The organism is Lawsonibacter celer (genome assembly GCF_014281125.1).
GTDB classification, from domain to species: Bacteria; Bacillota; Clostridia; order Oscillospirales; family Oscillospiraceae; genus Lawsonibacter_B; species Lawsonibacter_B celer.
In genome coordinates this window covers 150,230-167,073 of the sequence record NZ_JACOEA010000002.1, presented here as the reverse complement: position 1 = coordinate 167,073, position 16,844 = coordinate 150,230, and the positions used below count along the sequence as shown (strand labels likewise).

16 protein-coding genes are annotated in these 16,844 nt (G+C 61.2%); all 16 read left to right on the top strand.

Annotated features, from left to right (window positions below):
• Positions 1-25 precede the first annotated feature (25 nt).
• The 16 genes from coaD (at position 26) to H9Q75_RS05455 (ending at position 16,842) form a co-directional block, all read left to right on the top strand.
• A complete protein-coding gene (coaD, locus tag H9Q75_RS05530) occupies positions 26-520 on the top strand; it encodes a pantetheine-phosphate adenylyltransferase (protein WP_186565392.1) in 495 nt (164 codons plus the stop codon).
• The gene (locus tag H9Q75_RS05525; RefSeq protein WP_186565180.1) at positions 520-1,032 is read left to right on the top strand and encodes a type 2 periplasmic-binding domain-containing protein; all 513 of its coding nucleotides are present in this window, start codon (positions 520-522) and stop codon (positions 1,030-1,032) included. Before coaD ends, H9Q75_RS05525 begins: the two co-directional genes overlap by 1 nt.
• A gap of 401 nt (positions 1,033-1,433) precedes the next feature.
• Positions 1,434-1,850 (top strand): division/cell wall cluster transcriptional repressor MraZ, encoded by a 417-nt coding sequence (mraZ, locus tag H9Q75_RS05520; RefSeq protein WP_186565391.1) that lies wholly within the window; start codon positions 1,434-1,436, stop codon positions 1,848-1,850.
• 10 nt (positions 1,851-1,860) lie between these two features.
• Entirely contained in the window at positions 1,861-2,793 is a 933-nt protein-coding gene (gene rsmH, locus H9Q75_RS05515; protein WP_207720788.1) for a 16S rRNA (cytosine(1402)-N(4))-methyltransferase RsmH, read from the top strand.
• Between the two features lie 36 nt (positions 2,794-2,829).
• Positions 2,830-3,384, top strand: coding sequence for a hypothetical protein (locus H9Q75_RS05510; RefSeq protein ID WP_186565178.1), 555 nt, complete (start codon positions 2,830-2,832; stop codon positions 3,382-3,384).
• 168 nt (positions 3,385-3,552) lie between these two features.
• Positions 3,553-5,940, top strand: a complete 2,388-nt coding sequence (locus H9Q75_RS05505) for a penicillin-binding transpeptidase domain-containing protein (protein WP_186565177.1) — start codon at positions 3,553-3,555, stop codon at positions 5,938-5,940.
• 198 nt (positions 5,941-6,138) lie between these two features.
• Positions 6,139-7,581, top strand: a complete 1,443-nt coding sequence (locus tag H9Q75_RS05500; RefSeq protein ID WP_186565176.1) for a UDP-N-acetylmuramoyl-L-alanyl-D-glutamate--2,6-diaminopimelate ligase — start codon at positions 6,139-6,141, stop codon at positions 7,579-7,581.
• A 111-nt stretch (positions 7,582-7,692) separates the two neighbouring features.
• Positions 7,693-8,688 (top strand): phospho-N-acetylmuramoyl-pentapeptide-transferase, encoded by a 996-nt coding sequence (mraY, locus tag H9Q75_RS05495; protein ID WP_186565175.1) that lies wholly within the window; start codon positions 7,693-7,695, stop codon positions 8,686-8,688.
• A 104-nt stretch (positions 8,689-8,792) separates the two neighbouring features.
• Entirely contained in the window at positions 8,793-9,944 is a 1,152-nt protein-coding gene (ftsW, locus tag H9Q75_RS05490; RefSeq protein WP_186565390.1) for a putative lipid II flippase FtsW, read from the top strand.
• 15 nt (positions 9,945-9,959) lie between these two features.
• Positions 9,960-11,087: an undecaprenyldiphospho-muramoylpentapeptide beta-N-acetylglucosaminyltransferase gene (gene murG, locus H9Q75_RS05485; RefSeq protein WP_186565174.1), complete on the top strand. Its 1,128-nt coding sequence runs from the start codon at positions 9,960-9,962 to the stop codon at positions 11,085-11,087.
• 69 nt (positions 11,088-11,156) lie between these two features.
• Positions 11,157-12,410 carry a UDP-N-acetylglucosamine 1-carboxyvinyltransferase gene (gene murA / locus H9Q75_RS05480; RefSeq protein WP_186565173.1) on the top strand — a complete coding sequence of 418 codons (1,254 nt, stop codon included), beginning with the start codon at positions 11,157-11,159 and terminating at the stop codon, positions 12,408-12,410.
• Positions 12,411-12,522: 112 nt separating this feature from the next.
• Positions 12,523-13,386: a cell division protein FtsQ/DivIB gene (locus H9Q75_RS05475; RefSeq protein ID WP_186565172.1), complete on the top strand. Its 864-nt coding sequence runs from the start codon at positions 12,523-12,525 to the stop codon at positions 13,384-13,386.
• Positions 13,383-14,129: a DUF881 domain-containing protein gene (locus H9Q75_RS05470; protein ID WP_243200703.1), complete on the top strand. Its 747-nt coding sequence runs from the start codon at positions 13,383-13,385 to the stop codon at positions 14,127-14,129. The genes H9Q75_RS05475 and H9Q75_RS05470 overlap by 4 nt, the downstream gene beginning before the upstream one ends.
• 3 nt (positions 14,130-14,132) lie before the next feature.
• Positions 14,133-14,519, top strand: a complete 387-nt coding sequence (locus H9Q75_RS05465; protein WP_186565171.1) for a DUF1290 domain-containing protein — start codon at positions 14,133-14,135, stop codon at positions 14,517-14,519.
• Between the two features lie 49 nt (positions 14,520-14,568).
• Positions 14,569-15,672 (top strand): cell division protein FtsZ, encoded by a 1,104-nt coding sequence (gene ftsZ, locus H9Q75_RS05460; protein WP_186565170.1) that lies wholly within the window; start codon positions 14,569-14,571, stop codon positions 15,670-15,672.
• Between the two features lie 243 nt (positions 15,673-15,915).
• Positions 15,916-16,842 (top strand): magnesium transporter CorA family protein, encoded by a 927-nt coding sequence (locus H9Q75_RS05455; protein WP_243200702.1) that lies wholly within the window; start codon positions 15,916-15,918, stop codon positions 16,840-16,842.
• Positions 16,843-16,844: the final 2 nt, after the last annotated feature.

The following is a 16,844-nucleotide window of genomic DNA, read 5'->3' as shown; positions in this document are numbered from 1 at the left end:
GGCTGTACACAAGGATGTGAGCTATCTGAAGACAGCAATCTATCCGGGCAGCTTTGACCCCATCACCCTGGGACATCTGAACATTATCAAACGGGCGGCCGTGTGCTTTGACCGGCTGATTGTTTGCGTCATGGTCAATTCTGAGAAAAACAAGGGGCTGTTCACCCCGGATGAGCGGGTGGAGCTCATCCGCCGGGTGGTGGCCAAGCTGCCCAATGTGGAGGTGGAGCAGTCCTCCGGACTGCTCTCCGATTACGCCCGGCAGAAGAAGGCCTGCGCCGTGGTCAAGGGCCTGCGGGCCGTGTCCGACTACGAAAAGGAAGTGCAGATGGCCCTGATCAACCGCAAGCTCAATCCGCGGCTGGACACCATGTTTATGCCCTCCAGCGCCAAGTATACATATCTGAGCTCCAGCGTGGTGAAGGAGATGGCCTACTACGGGGCGGACCTGACGGACTTTGTCCCCCGGGAGATTATCAAAGATGTGAATCAGCGTATGGAAGACAGGAGGAATGCCTAATGGCCACCGGTGTGGAAGAATTACTGGACATGCTTTTTGAGATGATTGACGAGGCCAAGGGAGTCCCCCTGTCCAGCGAAAAGTGCGTGATCGAGCGGGACAAGGCCCTGGATCTGCTGGATGAAATCCGCGGACAGTTCCCGGTGGAGCTGGCGGAGGCCAAGAAGCTGATGGCGGCCCGAGCGGAGTATATCGCCTCCGCCAAGCGGGAGGGAGAGCTCATCCGCAAGCAGGCCGAGGAGAAGGCCAAGCAGATGGTGGCGGAGGACGAGCTGCTGGCCCAGGCCAAGCAGAAGGGCAACGAGCTGGTCCGCGTCGCTGAGGAGCGCAGCCGGGAGCTGCGCAAGGCGGCCAACGACTACTGTGACGACGCGCTGCGCCGCACGGAGGAGGCGGTTGCCGAGGCCTATGATGAGATCAAAAAGTCCCGGGCCCGGTTCCGTTCTCTGGCCGGGGGCGCCGCCCCGGCGGGCGGAGGCCGTCAGGTTTACGACGCTGAGGCTGATGAATAACACAATTTGAGAGAAAACGGGGCGGGTCCGCAGCTGCGGACCCGCCTTTTTTCTTTGCTGCGCTTGGTAAAATTTTCAATGCTTTACACACCGAATGTTTTGTCCCCCTTGGCGGAGCATCCGGCATGTCGGCTGCTGAACCACAAGATATAGATGCGGTAGACATAACAACCACTAATCGTTGTGATTGCTTTGCAACCGGTTGTAACCGCTTTGCAATCGAACATTTGTTTTTGTGCTGAAAAAGCGTTTATTTGAGCAAAATAAAGGCATTTTCCTCTGAAAAAAGAGAGAAAAAACTATTGCAATTCTGTAACAAAAAAAGTATACTAGGAATGCTGGTGGAGTAAAATGGAGCAGAAGGGCAGAAAAAAACAGTAAAGTGGAGGAAGGTGAACAGCGTGACCGGCACTTATGAGCACAGCATTGATGCCAAGGGCCGCCTGTTCATTCCCGCCAAGCTCCGGGAGGAGCTGGGCGTCACCTTCTATCTGGCCATGGGCGTGGACGCGTGCCTGGCCATCTATCCCCTGGAGACCTGGGACCGCTTTACTGAAAAATTTGCCAGCCTGCCCATGAGCCAATCGAAAGCGATGCGTCCGCTGTTCGCCAACGCCGCGAAATGCGAGCTGGACAGCCAGGGGCGCATCGTTATCCCTCAGAAGCTGCGGCGATACGCGGCCCTGGAAAAGGACGCGGTGATCATCGGTGTTCACGACCGGGCGGAAATCTGGAGCAAGGGCGCCTGGGAGGCCCAGGAGGAAGAGGAAATGACTCCGGAAAAGATGTCCGCCTGCATGGAAGCACTGGGATTCTGAGATGGACGAGATGAATTTTTCCCACCGACCCGTGCTCCTTGCGGAGTGTATCGAGGCGCTGAGGATCAAGCCGGAGGGCGTCTATGTGGACGGCACGCTGGGCCGGGCCGGGCACTCGTTGGAGATTGCCCGGCGCCTGAGCACGGGGCGGCTGATCTGCATTGACCGGGACCAGGCGGCCCTGGATGCGGCGGCGGACAAGCTCTCCGCCTATGGGGACCGGGTGACTCTGGTCCACGGCAATTTTGACCGGCTGGACAAGCTCCTGACGGATCTGGGCATCTCCGGCGTGGACGGGATGCTCTTTGACCTGGGGGTGTCCTCCCCCCAACTGGACGACCCGTCCCGGGGCTTTTCCTATCGAAACGACGCGCCCCTGGATATGCGCATGGATCAGACCGATACCCTGACGGCCCGAACGGTGGTAAACGAGTGGCCCCAGGAGGAGCTGCGGCGGATCCTCTTTCAGTACGGGGAGGAACGGTATGCCCCCGCCATTGCGGCGGCCATCGTTCGGGCCAGGGACAAGGCTCCCATTGAGACCACCCTGGAGCTGGCGGAGGTGATCCGCTCCGCCATGCCAGCTGCCGCCCTGCGGGAAAAGCAGCACCCGGCCAAGCGCAGCTTTCAGGCCATCCGCATCGCGGTGAATGATGAGCTGGCCGCGGTGGACCGGATGCTCACCGCCGCGGTGCCCAGGCTGAATCCGGGCGGCCGGCTGGCGGTCATCTCCTTCCACTCACTGGAGGACCGCATTGTGAAAAACGCGCTGGCCGCCGCGGCCAAGGGCTGTACCTGCCCGCCGGATTTCCCGGTGTGCGTGTGTGGGAAAACGCCCCAGGTGAAGCTGATCAGCAAAAAGCCAATTGTCTCCGGCGCAAAGGAGCTGGAGGAGAACCCCCGCGCCCGAAGCGCCAAGCTCCGGGTTGCGGAAAAGCGATAGAGAGAACGACACACGAGAGAATGGAGTTGAGCCATTATGGCGACTGCTGCCAAACGCCGTACGGAATACAGAAATTACCGCCGCGTGGGCTTTGACGCCTACGATGGCTCTGCCGCCCGCCAGCTGGAGGGGAGCGAGGTCCTTCAGCCCCGTCCGCAGGTGCGGCCCAGGGAACGCTCCGCTGTTCGTCCCCGTGTTCAGGTGCGGGAGGCGGGTAAGGTCTCCGTGTTTGCGGTAACGGGCTTTCTGGCCGTGGGGCTGTTGGCCGTGCTGCTGCTGTTCAGCTATGTGAAGCTCAACGCCATCTCCGACCAGGTGGTGGACCTGCGCAGCCAGATGACCACGCTGCGCAGCGAGGAGGCGAAGCTGCGGGCACAGTATGAGCTGGCCTATGATCTGAGCAGCATTGAGGAACAGGCGGCGGCCAGTGGAGCCATGGGCAAGCCGCAGAATGGTCAAATTATTTATGTAGACCTCTCCGAGCCGGACAACGTGGAATTTTTTCGGGAGGAGACCGGCAGGACGGGAATTGCCGGCGCGGTGGAGAGCATCCGATCCATCTGCTCCGAGATCCTGGAATATTTTCAGTAAAACGCACCATATACTTCATTTGCAGACCCCAAAAGAAATAATCGGGCTGCCCTGAGGCGGCCTTCCGTGTGAGGGCGTAAGAAAAATTGGTTTTTCTTACGCCCTTGTGCAGTCCAGAAGAGAAGCAGTTCCACCGAAAGAGGCTTTTTTGTGAGGTGAACCCCAATCATGGCGCACGGAAAGAAAAAAACCACACAGCACCCGGACCGGAGGGCAAACCGCACCATCCTGGTGCGGACGCTGTTCCTGATGGGAATTTTCGGCGTGGTGGCGTTTGTGCCCCTTTTCGTCAAGCTCTATCAGATTCAAATTACCGAGCACGACAAATATGAGCAGATGGCGATTGATCAGCAGACCCGTGATTCCACGGTGTCCGCGAACCGGGGTACCATCTATGACAGCAAGGGCACCCCACTTGCCATCAGCGCCACGGTGTACAATGTACAGCTCTCTCCCAAGGATGTGGCCGAGACGCAGGAGAGCTACCGCAAAAAGGTGGAGCAGGCGGAGGAGAGCGGGAAGAAGGGGCCGGATTATCCGGAACCCACCAATGAGTTCATCGCCTCCAACCTGGCGGAGATCCTGGGGCTGGACGAGGCGGACATTCTCAAGCGCCTGGCCAAAACCGGCTCCCAATATGAAATGCTCAAATGGCGGGTGGAGCAGACCGAGTCGGACGCGGTTCGGGAGTTTATTACCGAGAACAATCTCCAGCATGGCATCTACCTCATGCCCACCACCAAGCGCTATTACCCGTACAACAGCCTGGCCGCCCAGGTTATCGGCTGGGTCAACTACAACAACGACGGCAAGGGTGCCTATGGCATGGAGGCCATCTATGAGGAGGACCTGGCCGGAGAGACCGGCCGGGTGGTGACCGCCAAGAACGGCGCGGGCACCGAGATGCTCTACCGCTTTGAGGATTACTATGATGCCACAGACGGAAACAACCTCACCCTGACCATTGATGCCACCATCCAGTATTTCTGCGAGCGGATTCTGGAGAAAGGGGTGGAGACCTTTGAGGTGCAGAACGGGGGTTTTGCCATTGCCATGGACCCCAATACCGGCGCCATTCTGGCCTGGGCCAACTCCCCCACCTATGACCTGAACGACCCCTGGGGGGTGACGGATCCGGTGCTCTCGGCCTACCTGGAGGCGGTGGAGAACGACCCCAATGCCACGGAAGAGGCCTATCTGGAGGCGCTGGGCAAGGTGCAGAACCAGCAGTGGCGCAACAAGGCCATTGTGGACACTTACGAGCCGGGCTCCACCTTCAAGTCCATGGTGCTGGCCGCCGCCCTGGAGGAGGGGGTGGTCAGCGAGAGCGATCACTTCTACTGCTCGGGCAGCGTGACGCTGGCGGGCCATACCATCCGCTGCTCCAAGCGGGAGGGACATGGGGACCAGAATCTGGCCACCGCGGTGGGCAACTCCTGCAACCCGGCCTTTATTGCCATCGGAAAGAAGCTGGGGGCGGAGAAATTTTACGACTACTTAGAGGACTTCGGCATGATCGGCAAGACCGGCATTGACATGCAGGGCGAGGCCGACAACTCCAAGGGCGGCCTGGTGTGGGACCGGGAATATTTCACCGGAATCTACGGCGAGGCGTCCCTGGCCACGGCCTCCTTCGGACAGCGCTTCAAGGTCACGCCCATCCAGCTGATTACCGGTGCCTCTGCGGTCATCAACGGCGGACACCTGATGCAGCCCTATGTGGTGTCCGACATCACGGACGCGGAGGGCAATACCATCAAGCATGTGGAGCCCACGGAGGTGCGCCAGGTCATCAGCGAGGCCACCAGCGAGCGCTGCCGCACCATCCTGGAGGGCGTGGTGGACGGGGGCACGGGCAAAAACGCCCGTGTGGAGGGATACCGCATCGGCGGTAAGACCGGCTCCTCCGAGACCGGAGAGGAGGACCACACCATCGTATCCTTCCTGGGCTTTGCCCCGGCGGACGACCCGCAGGTGGTGATCCTGCTGGCCTACGACAACCCCAAGCCTGCCTCTCCGGGCAGCAACTACACCTCCGGCGGCTGGTATATCAGCGGCGGCAACATGGCGGCCATTATGGCCGGTGAGCTGCTGGAGGATATTCTGGATCATATGGGTGTGGAAAAAAGCTACTCCGCCCAGGCGGATGTGGTCGTACCAAATGTCTCCGGACAGACCCTGGCGACAGCCACGACTCAGCTGAAAAACGCAAATCTGACCGTGCGCACGGTTGGCGACGGAGATACGGTCACCGGGCAGATTCCCGCCTCGGGTGCGTCGATCCCTGGCGGCAGCCAGGTGGTGCTCTATATGGGTACCGACATGCCTACCGACCAGGTGGAGGTGCCCAACGTGGAAGGAAAAACCGCCCAGGCGGCCCGGCAGGCGCTGGAGAGCGTGGGCCTCTACCTGAAAGCGACCGGAACCACCGACTATGGCAGCGATACCGTGGCCCTCAAGCAGGCGGTGGCCGCGGGCACCAGTGTGGACCGGGGCACCGCCATCGAGGTGCAGTTTATTGACAATTCCGGCGGCGGCGCCGGATGGGGCTTTTGAATCCGGGCATTTTCTGCGGAAAATGCATTTGCGCCTTTGGAGCGCCGGATTTGCGGGGGAGCCCTGTTCCCCCGCGTGCCCCCTTCTGCTCTCCGAGGGGAGGGGGAGGGAGAACGAAATACTTCGCCGGCCGGGCCGGGGGAATGTGCGGGGCGCAGCGTGCGCCGGAATGACGGACTTTTGATTCGGGGTGAGAATTTGCGGCTGGAAAGTCTGTTGGACGGGGTGGCGCTGAGCGCCCAATACGTCCACGAAATGGAAATTTCAGGAATATGCTATGACACCCGGGAGATGACCCCCGGCTGCCTCTTTGCGGCTCTGCCGGGGTATAAGACCGACGGACACCGTTTTATCCGGGAGGCCCTAGAGCGCGGCGCGGCGGCGGTGCTCTGTCAAACCCCGCCGGACGGCCCCGGCCCCTGGCTGGTGGCAGAGGATCCGCGGGAGGCCTTGGCGCTGATTTCCGCCAACTGGTTTGGACACCCGGCGGAGGAGATGACCATCTTGGGTGTCACTGGTACCAATGGGAAAACCACCACCACCTATCTGCTCAAGGCCATGCTGGAGGGGGCGGCGGGCGCTCGGGTGGGCCTGATCGGAACCAATCAGAATCTGATCGGGGAGAAGTGCTTTCCCGCGTACCGCACCACCCCTGAGTCCTGGGAGGTGCAGAAGCTTCTGCGGGAGATGGCGGACGCGGGCTGCACCCATGTGGTGATGGAGGTCTCCTCCCACGCCCTGGCGCTGTGCCGGGTGGCGGGCATCTCCTTTGCCGCCGGTATTTTTACGAATCTGACCCAGGATCACCTGGATTTTCACGGCACCATGGAGGCCTACCGGCAGGCCAAGGGGCTTCTGTTTCAACAGAGCAGGACAGCCATATTGAATCTGGACGACGAGGCCGGGTGTTATTTTGCAGGGCAGGTCACCTGCCCTGTGGTGACCTATTCGGAAAATAAGGACGCGGCGGACCTGACGGCCAAAAATATCCGGCTTTTTCCAGGAAAGGTGGAATTTGAGGCGGTGACCCGGGGAGCGATTACCCGGGTGGGCCTGCCCATCCCCGGTGGTTTTACCATCTACAATGCCCTGGGGGTGCTCGCCTGCGGACTGGCGCTGGGCCTGCCGCTGGACGCCATGGCCCGGGCCCTTTCCGGGGCAAAGGGGGTCAAGGGGCGCATTGAGGTGGTTCCTGTTCCGGCGGAGTACACCGTTATCATTGACTATGCCCACACCCCGGACGCGCTGGAAAATATTCTTACTACCGTCCGGGACTTTACCCCGGGCCGGGTGATCTGCCTGTTCGGGTGCGGGGGCGACCGGGACCGCACCAAGCGGCCGGTCATGGGGGCGCTGGCAGGGGCGCTGGCGGATGTGGCGGTGGTCACCTCCGACAATCCGCGCACCGAGCCGCCCCAGACGATTCTGGAGGAGATCTGCTCCGGGATGGAGGGGGCCGAAGCGCAGGTGCTGGTGGAGCCGGACCGGCGCGCCGCCATCCGCCTGGCCCTGAGCCTGGCGAAAGCGGGGGACGTGGTGCTGCTGGCCGGGAAGGGTCATGAGACGTATCAGGAAGTAAACGGAGAAAAGCTGCACATGGACGAGCGGGAAATTGTGGCGGACTATTTCGGCGGAGCATGAGCGGGCCGGACGGGGTTTGAGGTTGCCAATTCCAGGCGGCTATGGTACAATACCTGCTTGTGCAAGTGGAAAATAGCGGATGTTCCGTGAAAAAGCTGGAGGTTCCAAAAGATGATGTTTGTACTGGCAGCGATCAGCACAGCCGTGAGCTTCGCCCTCACCGCCCTGATCGGAACGTTTCTGATTCCCGCGCTCAGGCGGCTGAAGGCCGGGCAGTCCATTAAGGAGATCGGCCCCGCGTGGCACATGTCCAAGCAGGGGACGCCCACCATGGGCGGGCTCATGTTTGTCCTGGCAATTGCCGTCACCGCAGCGGCGCTGGGGTGGCGGGAGATCGCAGCCGGGGACCGGGGTGCGGTGTACGTGTACCTGTTCGCCCTGGTGTTTGGGGTGATCGGCTTTCTGGACGACTATATGAAGGTGGTCCACCATGAAAACACCGGCCTGACCGCGGGGTGGAAGTTCCTGCTGCAGCTGGCGGCGGCCGTCCTTATGACGGTGCTCCTGCGGTACGAGGGGTACCTGTCCCCCAACCTCTACATTCCATTCGCTCAGGTGACCATTCCTCTGCCCTGGCCCGTGTATATGGTGTTTGCAGCCTTCGTCATGGTGGGGACGGTCAACGCGGTGAACATCACCGACGGGGTGGACGGCCTGGCCTCGGGCGTGACCGTGCCGGTAGCGGTGTTTTTTACCGCCGTCACCGCGCTCTGGGGCCTGGATGAGCTGAGTGTTCTCTCCGCGTCCCTGCTGGGCGGTCTGCTGGGCTTCCTGCTCTTTAACCACCACCCCGCCAAGGTCTTTATGGGGGACACGGGCTCTCTCTTCCTGGGCGGCATGGTGTGCGGGCTGGCCTTTGCGGCCGACATGCCCCTGATTCTGATCCTGGTGGGAATTGTCTATATTGCGGAAACTCTGTCCGATATTATCCAGGTGGCCTATTTCAAGGCCACCCATGGCAAGCGGATCTTCAAGATGGCGCCCCTGCACCACCACTTTGAGATGTGCGGCTGGAAGGAAAAGAAGGTTGTGGCGGTGTTTACCCTGGTCTCCGCCCTGGCCTGCCTGCTGGCCTTTGCCGGCGTGTGGGAGCGGTATATTTCCTAAAGGGGCTTTTTTCAGAGGGAGAAAGGCAGAGAAGCGGAGGTGAGCGGACTGTGCCGAAATTAAAGCGCGACCTGACCATGGAGGAGCAGCTGGCCCGGGGGCCGGTGGATATGCCGTTTTTGATGCTGGTGGTACTGCTCACCGGGATCGGTGTGATTATGGTGTTCTCCGCCTCTTACGCTACCGCGTTTTACAGCAAGAGCTCGGGCTACAATCCCACCTACTACTTTGTCCGCCAGGCTTTGTTTGCCGTGGCCGGACTGGCGGTGATGTACATTACGTCCAAGATCAACTACCAGAGCCTGCGCTGGATGTCGGTCTTTGTGCTGGGGATCTCCATTATCTTGCTGGTGCTGGTGCTTCCCTTCGGCTATGGCCGGACGACCGTGGGCGCCCAGAGGTGGATTGCCATTCCCCTGGTGGGAAGCTTCCAGCCCTCGGAGATCGCCAAGCTGGGCGTGATCCTCTATTTCTCTGCCCGGCTCTCCAAACGGAATACGGAAAAGCAGCGAAGGCTCAATCCCCGCTCCTACCTCAGCGGCGTGGCGGGCCTGCTGGACCGCATCGGCCTGCTGGAGCTGGTGCCCTATGTGGTCATTCTGGGAATCATCGCGTTCCTGATGATGAAGGAGCCCCATATGTCGGGCACCATTCTCATTATGGCAGGCGCGGCGGCGGTGCTCTTTGCCGCGGGCATCAAGCTCTACTGGTTTATCGGCGGGGCCGCCGGACTCTGCGGCCTGTTGGTGCTGATGATGAGCGGCTATCAATCCAAGCGTATCCTGGTGTGGAAGGACCCCTGGGCTTATCCCAAGGATGGCGGCTATCAGATCATTCAGTCCCTGTACGCCATCGGCTCCGGCGGCCTGCTGGGCCTGGGGCTGGGAAAGAGCCGCCAGAAATTTCTCTATCTGCCCGAGCCGGAGAACGACTTTATTTTTGCCATTGTCTGCGAGGAGCTGGGCCTGGTGGGCGCGGCGGTGGTGCTGATCCTCTTCGCCCTGCTCATCATCCGGGGATACTGGATCGCCATCCACGCCCGCGACCGCTTCGGCGCGCTGCTGGTGGTGGGTATCACAACCCTGCTGGCGGTGCAGGTGTTCCTGAATATTGCGGTGGTGACCAACCTGCTGCCCACCACCGGCATCTCTCTGCCCTTCTTCAGCTACGGCGGTACGGCGCTGATGATACAGCTGCTGGAAATGGGCATTGTCCTGTCGGTCTCACGGCAGATTCCGGCCCCGAAACAGGGCTGACTGGAGGCTGAAACGATGAAGATCCTCTTTACCTGCGGCGGCACGGCGGGGCATGTAAACCCGGCCGTGGCGCTGGCCCAGATGTTCCAGGCCCGCAACCCCGGCTGTCAGGTGCTCTTTGTGGGGGCCGACGGGGGGATGGAGACCCGGCTGGTACCCAAGGAGGGCTATGAGATTGAGACGGTGACCATAACCAACTTTCAGCGCTCCCTGACGCCGGCGGCCATTGGGCACAATGTCAAAACCCTGCTGAATATGAACCGGTCCGCCAAGCAGGCCGCGGCTATTCTGGACCGCTTTGGGCCCGATCTGGTGGTGGGCACGGGGGGCTACGCCTCCTTCCCGGTGGTGAAGGCCGCCGCACAGCGGGGCATCCCCACGGCAGTGCACGAGTCCAACGCCGTCCCGGGGCTGACTACAAAAGCCCTGTCCAAGGTGGTGGATCGGGTGATGGTAGGCTTTGAGGAGAGCCGCAGCCACTACGACTGCCCGGAAAAAGTGGTGGTGACCGGAACGCCGGTGCGGGAGGACTTTTTCCGCTATACCCGGAAGGAGGCACGGGCAAAGCTGGGCCTGACCGACGAGCGGCCCCTGCTGCTCTCTTTTTTTGGCTCTCTGGGCGCAACAGTCATGAACGATCTGACCGTCAAGCTGATTGCGGAGGAATGCCGCATGGGCGCGCCGTTCCGGCATATCCACGGCGCTGGCCGGGATTACAAGTCTATGCGCAACGCCCTGGAGGGGGAAGGTCTCTCCCTGGAGCGCTGCGGAATCGAGCTGCGGGAGTACATCTACGACATGCCGCTGGTCATGGCGGCCGCCGACTTAGTGCTCTGCCGGGCCGGGGCGTCCACTATTGCGGAGCTGACGGCCATCGCGAAGCCCGCGGTGCTGGTGCCCTCCCCCAATGTGGTGGCCGACCACCAGACCAAAAACGCCCAGGTGCTGGCCCAGCGGGGCGCGGCGGCGCTTCTGCCTGAGGCGGAGTGCGCGGGAAAGCCGGACGTTTTGCTGCGCACGGTCTCTGAGCTGATGAATGGTCCGGCGAAACGGGAGGCCATGGGCCGCGCCCTGCGGGAGGTGTCCGTGCCCGACGCGGCGGAACAGATTTACCGGACGCTGGAGGACCTGCTGCACTGTTAACCCCAAAGTGCGCCTGCGCATAGTATGGTTTGACTAAAATCAACCATAAAAATGCGGAGGACGGACTTTATGAGTGCTTTTTTGGTGGAAGGCGGACGGCGCCTGGATGGGAGCGTCCGGGTACATGGAGCAAAAAACAGCGTGCTGCCCATTTTAGCGGCCGCCTTTCTGGCAGACGGAGAGAGTGTGATCCACAACTGTCCCCGCCTGTCCGATGTGGCCGCCTCGCTGGAGATTTTGCGGCATCTGGGCTGCGGCGTGCGCTGGGAGGGGGACACGGTGAGCGTGGACGCCTCGGCCCCCGCCGGTGTGGACGTGCCGGATGCGCTGATGCGGGAGATGCGCTCTTCCGTCATCTTTCTGGGAGCCATTCTGGGGCGCATGGGCCGGGCACAGCTGTGCGCCCCCGGCGGGTGTGAGTTGGGCCCCCGCCCCATTGACCTGCATCTGGCGGCCATCCGGACCCTGGGGGGGACGGTGGAGGAGGAGGGGGGACGCCTCTCCTGCTCCGGAGCGCTCACCGGCGGCGACGTGGTGCTCTCCATCCCGAGTGTGGGGGCAACTGAGAACGCCATGCTGGCCGCGGTTGCCGCCGCCGGCACCACCACCATCACCAACGCCGCGCGGGAGCCGGAGATTGTGGATCTGCAGGAGTTCCTGCGGACCCTGGGCGCCAAGGTGCGGGGGGCCGGCAGCTCTGTGATCACGGTGGAGGGGGGAAAGCCGCTCCACGGCGGCGAGTTCACAGTGATGGGGGACCGGATTGTGGCCGCCACTTACCTGGCCGCCGCGGCCTGCGCCGGCGGCCAGGTGAAGGTTACGGGCGTGGACTGGAGGCATCTGTCCACCGTCACCGCGGTCCTGACGGAGGCGGGGTGTGCGGTGCGCAGCGGTCGGGACTGTCTTGCCATCCGGTGTGAGGAGCCTCTGCGGGGAGTCCGCCCGGTGCGCACCGCGCCCTATCCGGGGTTTCCCACGGACGCGCAGGCCATTTTGATGGCGGCCATGTCCCGCAGCGAAGGGACCACACTCTTTGTGGAGAATATTTTTGAAAGCCGGTACCGCCATGTGGATGAGCTGACCCGTATGGGGGCGGATATCCGGGTGGAGGGGCGTGTGGCCGTGGTGTGCGGCGTGCCCCGCCTGCATGGCGCGGCAGTACGGGCCGACGATCTGCGCGGCGGCGCGGCCCTGACCCTGGCCGCCCTGGGGGCGGAGGGCCGGAGCACCATCACCGGGCTGCAGCACATTGACCGGGGTTATCAGAACCTGGAGGGCGATTTGCGCAAGCTGGGGGCGGAAATTCGCCGGGAGGAGCTCTAGAGGCAGAGCCGGGCCGCCCTGGGGCAAAAAATTTGTAAGTTTTCCTTAACGATTTTTTTAAAAAGTTGTGGTAGCATAGATCAAACTCAAACAGAGAACAGGAGACCGGGCAATGGCGGCGAGACGGAACAGGCGTGGACGGCGGCGGAACAGGGGACGCTTTGGCTTCCTCTATAAACTGCTGTCCTTCCTGCTCATTTTCGCCGCCATTTTAGTGGGCTGCGTGGTCTTTTTCCGGGTGGATACAGTGGTGGTGTCCGGCCAGTCCCGGTACACGGAGGAGGAAATCATTGCAGCCGCCGGCGTCAAACAGGGGGACAACCTGTTTCGGCTCAATAAAATTCAGATGGGAGCGGATATCGTGCGCTCCCTGCCCTATGTGGATGAGGCGGCCATCAGCCGTAAATTTCCCGATACCCTGCTGATCTGCGTGACGGAGACCAGCGCTGTGGCCGCAATCCAGAGCGGAGGGGAATACTGGCTGCTGGATGCCCGTGGGAAGCTCCTGGAGCGGGGAGACGCGTCTCTGGCGGAGGGGAAGGCCCTGATCCAGGGGCTGACGCCTCTGGCACCCGCGGTGGGAACGCTCCTGGCGGTGGCGGCGGAGGAACAGGACAAGTTGGATCAGCTGACTGCACTGCTCTCCGCCATCCGGGCGGAGGAGATGACGGGCAGCCTGACCGGATTCATCGACCTGACGACGGCCAACAAGATCCGCTTCGGCTACGGCGCGGACCTGACCGTCGTATTCCCCATGAACGCTGATTTTACCAGCAAGACCTATGCCCTCAAGTGCACGCTGCTCAAGATGGACGAGGAGGGGGTGGCCCGCACGGGCACGCTGGACCTGACTTACGGGGAGGACCAGGCCCATCTACTGCCAGAACGCTGGCTGCCGGATCAAACTCTTGTAATACAGCCGGCTGAGCCTGCTCCCGAAGCCTCCCCAGAACAAGGAGATACGAATCAAGAATGAAAATGCGAAAAAGGGGCGAGTTGGCCGTGGTGGTCGTATGTGCGGTGGTGGGCTTCCTGCTGACCGCCCAGCTGCGCACCGTCCGGCAGACCGCGGCTACCGATGACACCAGCGCCGCCCGCCTGGAAACCCTGCAGAAGCTCTATAACGAGTCCCTGGATAAGAACGAGGGACTGGAGCAGCAGCTGACCCAGCTGCAGAACGAATTGGCCGCTTACCGGGAGCAGGCCGGCTCCGCCGGCAGCGCGGAGGAAGCCCTGAAGAATGAGATTGAGGCGCTGGAGGTCAGCGCCGGTCTCACCGATCTGGAGGGGCCGGGGGTCACGGTGGTGATGACCGACTCCACCGCGGTCAACGTCACGGGAGATGAGGCCGACTACATCATTCACGACAGCGATATCATGTCGGTGATTAACGAGCTGCGCTCCGCGGGGGCGGAGGCCATTTCCCTCAATGGAGAGCGCATCATGGCCACCAGTGAGATCCGCTGCACCGGCGCGGTGGTTACGGTCAACGGCAGGCGCCATGCCGCCCCCTATGTGATTATGGCGATTGGAGACTCCGCCACCCTGTACAACGCTCTGACCATGCGCAACGGTGTGGTGGATGTGCTGGGGCAGTGGGGCATCACGGTAAAGGTGACCGCCAATGACCAGCTGTTTCTGCCCAAATATGACGGGGCCATTGACTTCCGGTACGCCCATACCGCGCTGCCGGAGCAGGAAGTGGAAGGAGGGGAGTAAGCCGTGCTGGAATTGATCGGGCTTTTGGTGGGAATGGCCGCGGGACTGCTCTTCCCCTGGTCCATCCCAAGCCAGTGGTCGCTCTATGTGGCCGCAGGGCTGCTGGCCGCCCTGGACTCCGCGCTGGGCGGATTTCGATCCCGGCTCAAGGGAGAATTCAAATTGGAGATCTTTCTCTCCGGCACCCTGGGCAACGCCGGCATTGCCGCATTTCTGACCTGGCTGGGTCAGCGTCTGGGGCTGCCCCTCTATTTGGCCGCCGTAGTGGTCTTTGGAACGAGAATGTTCCAAAACTTTGCGGAAATCCGCCGGGAACTATTGACCTCCAAGCCAAAGAGAGATAAAATAGAACAAGATGTAGTTCTAGGGCAGGACAAGGACACAAAATAAGTCGTTTTATAGAGAGAATATTGATTTCTTTTACATAGGAGGAGCAGTTATGGCGTTTGGACTGGACACCGGGCCGGATAATGTGGTTACCATTAAGGTGATCGGCGTTGGCGGCGGCGGCAACAATGTGGTCAATCGGATGGTAAAATCCGGGACCAAGGGCGTGGACTTTATCGCTGTGAATACGGACAAGCAGGCGCTTGCCGTTTCCAGCGCGACCTTTAAAATCCAGATTGGTGAGAAACTCACCGGCGGCCAGGGCGCGGGGAGCGATCCCGAGGTGGGCCGCAAATCCGCGGAGGAGAGCCGCAGCGCGGTCTCCAAGGCCCTGGAGGACGCGGATATGGTGTTTATTACCGCGGGTATGGGCGGCGGCACCGGCACCGGCGCGGCCCCCATTGTGGCGGATATCGCCAAAGAGATGGGCCTGCTCACGGTCGGCGTGGTCACCAAGCCCTTTAATTTTGAGGGGCGCCGACGGATGCTCCAGGCCGAGAAGGGAATTGAGGAGCTGCGCACCCGGGTGGACAGCCTGGTCATCATCCCCAACGAGCGGCTGAAGTTTGCCACGGACCAGAAGATCACCTTTGCCAACGCCTTTGAGATCGCCGACGATGTGCTGCGCCAAGCGGTGCAGTCCATCTCCGACCTCATCAAGAACACCGGATTCATCAACCTGGACTTTGCCGATGTGACCGCCGTCATGCAGAATGCCGGCATGGCCCACATGGGCGTGGGCCGGGCCGCCGGCAAGAACAAGGCGGAGGAGGCGGCCAAGATGGCCATCTCCAGCCCGCTGCTGGAGACCTCCATCAACGGCGCCAAGGGCGTGCTGGTCAATGTCACCGGCTCCATGGACATCGGGCTGGAGGAGGTGGAGACCGCCGCCAACCTGGTGCAGCAGGCCGCCCACCCCGACGCACTCATCATCTTCGGCGCGGCGTTTGACGACACGCTGGAGGACGAGATCCGGGTCACGGTCATTGCCACTGGTTTTGAGGAGACGGCAGGCGGCATTCCCAACAAGCCCTTCACCGCGGCGGGGGCCAAAACGGAGGCGGGCGCTCAGCCTGCGGCCGAGCAGGAGTCGGAGGGGGAGCGGGAGCCGGACCCCTTTGACGATATTTTCAAGATTTTCAATAAGAACAAATAAGAGAAAACGGGCCCGCCTCAAAAGAGGGGCGGGCCCGTTTTTTACGAATCCTTTTCTTGCAAACCGGACAGGGCTGGCTTATAATGAAAATTGCCGAAAATTGCTGGGGAACTCCTTTGGCCGCGCCCCCTTCTCTCCGCCGTGATAATTTCCCGCCGGACGGCAAACACTAGAGCGCGTGCGGTTTTTGTGACCCTGCCGGGAATCGGGCGGGCGCCCGCACGCCGGAAAGGCGTGGTTTTTTTGCTCTCAATTCACAAGACCATGAATGGGAAAATGAGCCGCCTGGACGCCATTCAGGACGGCTGCTGGGTGAATCTGACCAACCCGAGTGAGGACGAGCTGTCCACTGTGGCGGCGACCCTGAATGTAGAGCCGACCTTCCTTCGGGCCGCCCTGGATGAGGAGGAGACCTCCCGTGTGGATACGGAGGAGGGGCAGACCCTCATTATTATCGACCTGCCGGCCGTGGAGAAGGGGGATGCTGTAGAGTACTCCACCCTGCCGCTGGGCATTATTGTCACAGGCAAGCATATCATCACCGTCTGCCTGAAGGAGTCCTCCATCCTCAAGGACATGCAGGACGGCCTGGTACGCGGGGCGGAGACCCAAAAGCGCACCAGCTTCATCCTCTACATGCTGCTGCAGGTGGCGAAACGCTATCTGCAGTATTTGAAGCAGATCGACAAGATCTACAACTATATGGAGCGCCAGCTCTACAAGTCCCAGCGCAACAAGGAGCTGATCCAGCTGCTGGATCTGGAGAAGTCCCTGGTCTATTTCAATACCTCGCTGAAGGCCAACGAGGTCACCCTGGAGAAGATTCTTCGGGGCCGTATTGTTACACTCTATGAGGAGGATCATGACCTGCTGGAGGACGTGCTCATCGAGGTGCGCCAGGCCATCGAGATGGCCCAGATTTACTCCTCTATTATTTCCGGTATGATGGACGCCTTTGCCTCTGTTATCTCCAACAACCTGAACGTGATTATGAAGGTGCTCACCTCCATCACCATCTTGCTGACCATCCCCAACATCATCTTCGGCTTCTATGGCATGAATATAGTCACCGGACTGCCCCTGGACCGCTTTTGGTGGATTCCGCTTGTGATCGCCGGGGCAGCCATTGCGGTGGTAGCGGTGATTCTGAAGCGTAAGGACCTGTTTTGACA

Coding starts and splice junctions, on each gene's coding strand:
- H9Q75_RS05525 (WP_186565180.1), top strand. CDS start 520: ATGGCCACCGGTGTGGAAGAATTACTGGACATGCTTTTTGAGATGATT.
- rsmH (WP_207720788.1), top strand. CDS start 1,861: ATGAATTTTTCCCACCGACCCGTGCTCCTTGCGGAGTGTATCGAGGCG.
- H9Q75_RS05510 (WP_186565178.1), top strand. CDS start 2,830: ATGGCGACTGCTGCCAAACGCCGTACGGAATACAGAAATTACCGCCGC.
- H9Q75_RS05505 (WP_186565177.1), top strand. CDS start 3,553: ATGGCGCACGGAAAGAAAAAAACCACACAGCACCCGGACCGGAGGGCA.
- mraY (WP_186565175.1), top strand. CDS start 7,693: ATGATGTTTGTACTGGCAGCGATCAGCACAGCCGTGAGCTTCGCCCTC.
- murG (WP_186565174.1), top strand. CDS start 9,960: ATGAAGATCCTCTTTACCTGCGGCGGCACGGCGGGGCATGTAAACCCG.
- murA (WP_186565173.1), top strand. CDS start 11,157: ATGAGTGCTTTTTTGGTGGAAGGCGGACGGCGCCTGGATGGGAGCGTC.
- H9Q75_RS05475 (WP_186565172.1), top strand. CDS start 12,523: ATGGCGGCGAGACGGAACAGGCGTGGACGGCGGCGGAACAGGGGACGC.
- H9Q75_RS05470 (WP_243200703.1), top strand. CDS start 13,383: ATGAAAATGCGAAAAAGGGGCGAGTTGGCCGTGGTGGTCGTATGTGCG.
- ftsZ (WP_186565170.1), top strand. CDS start 14,569: ATGGCGTTTGGACTGGACACCGGGCCGGATAATGTGGTTACCATTAAG.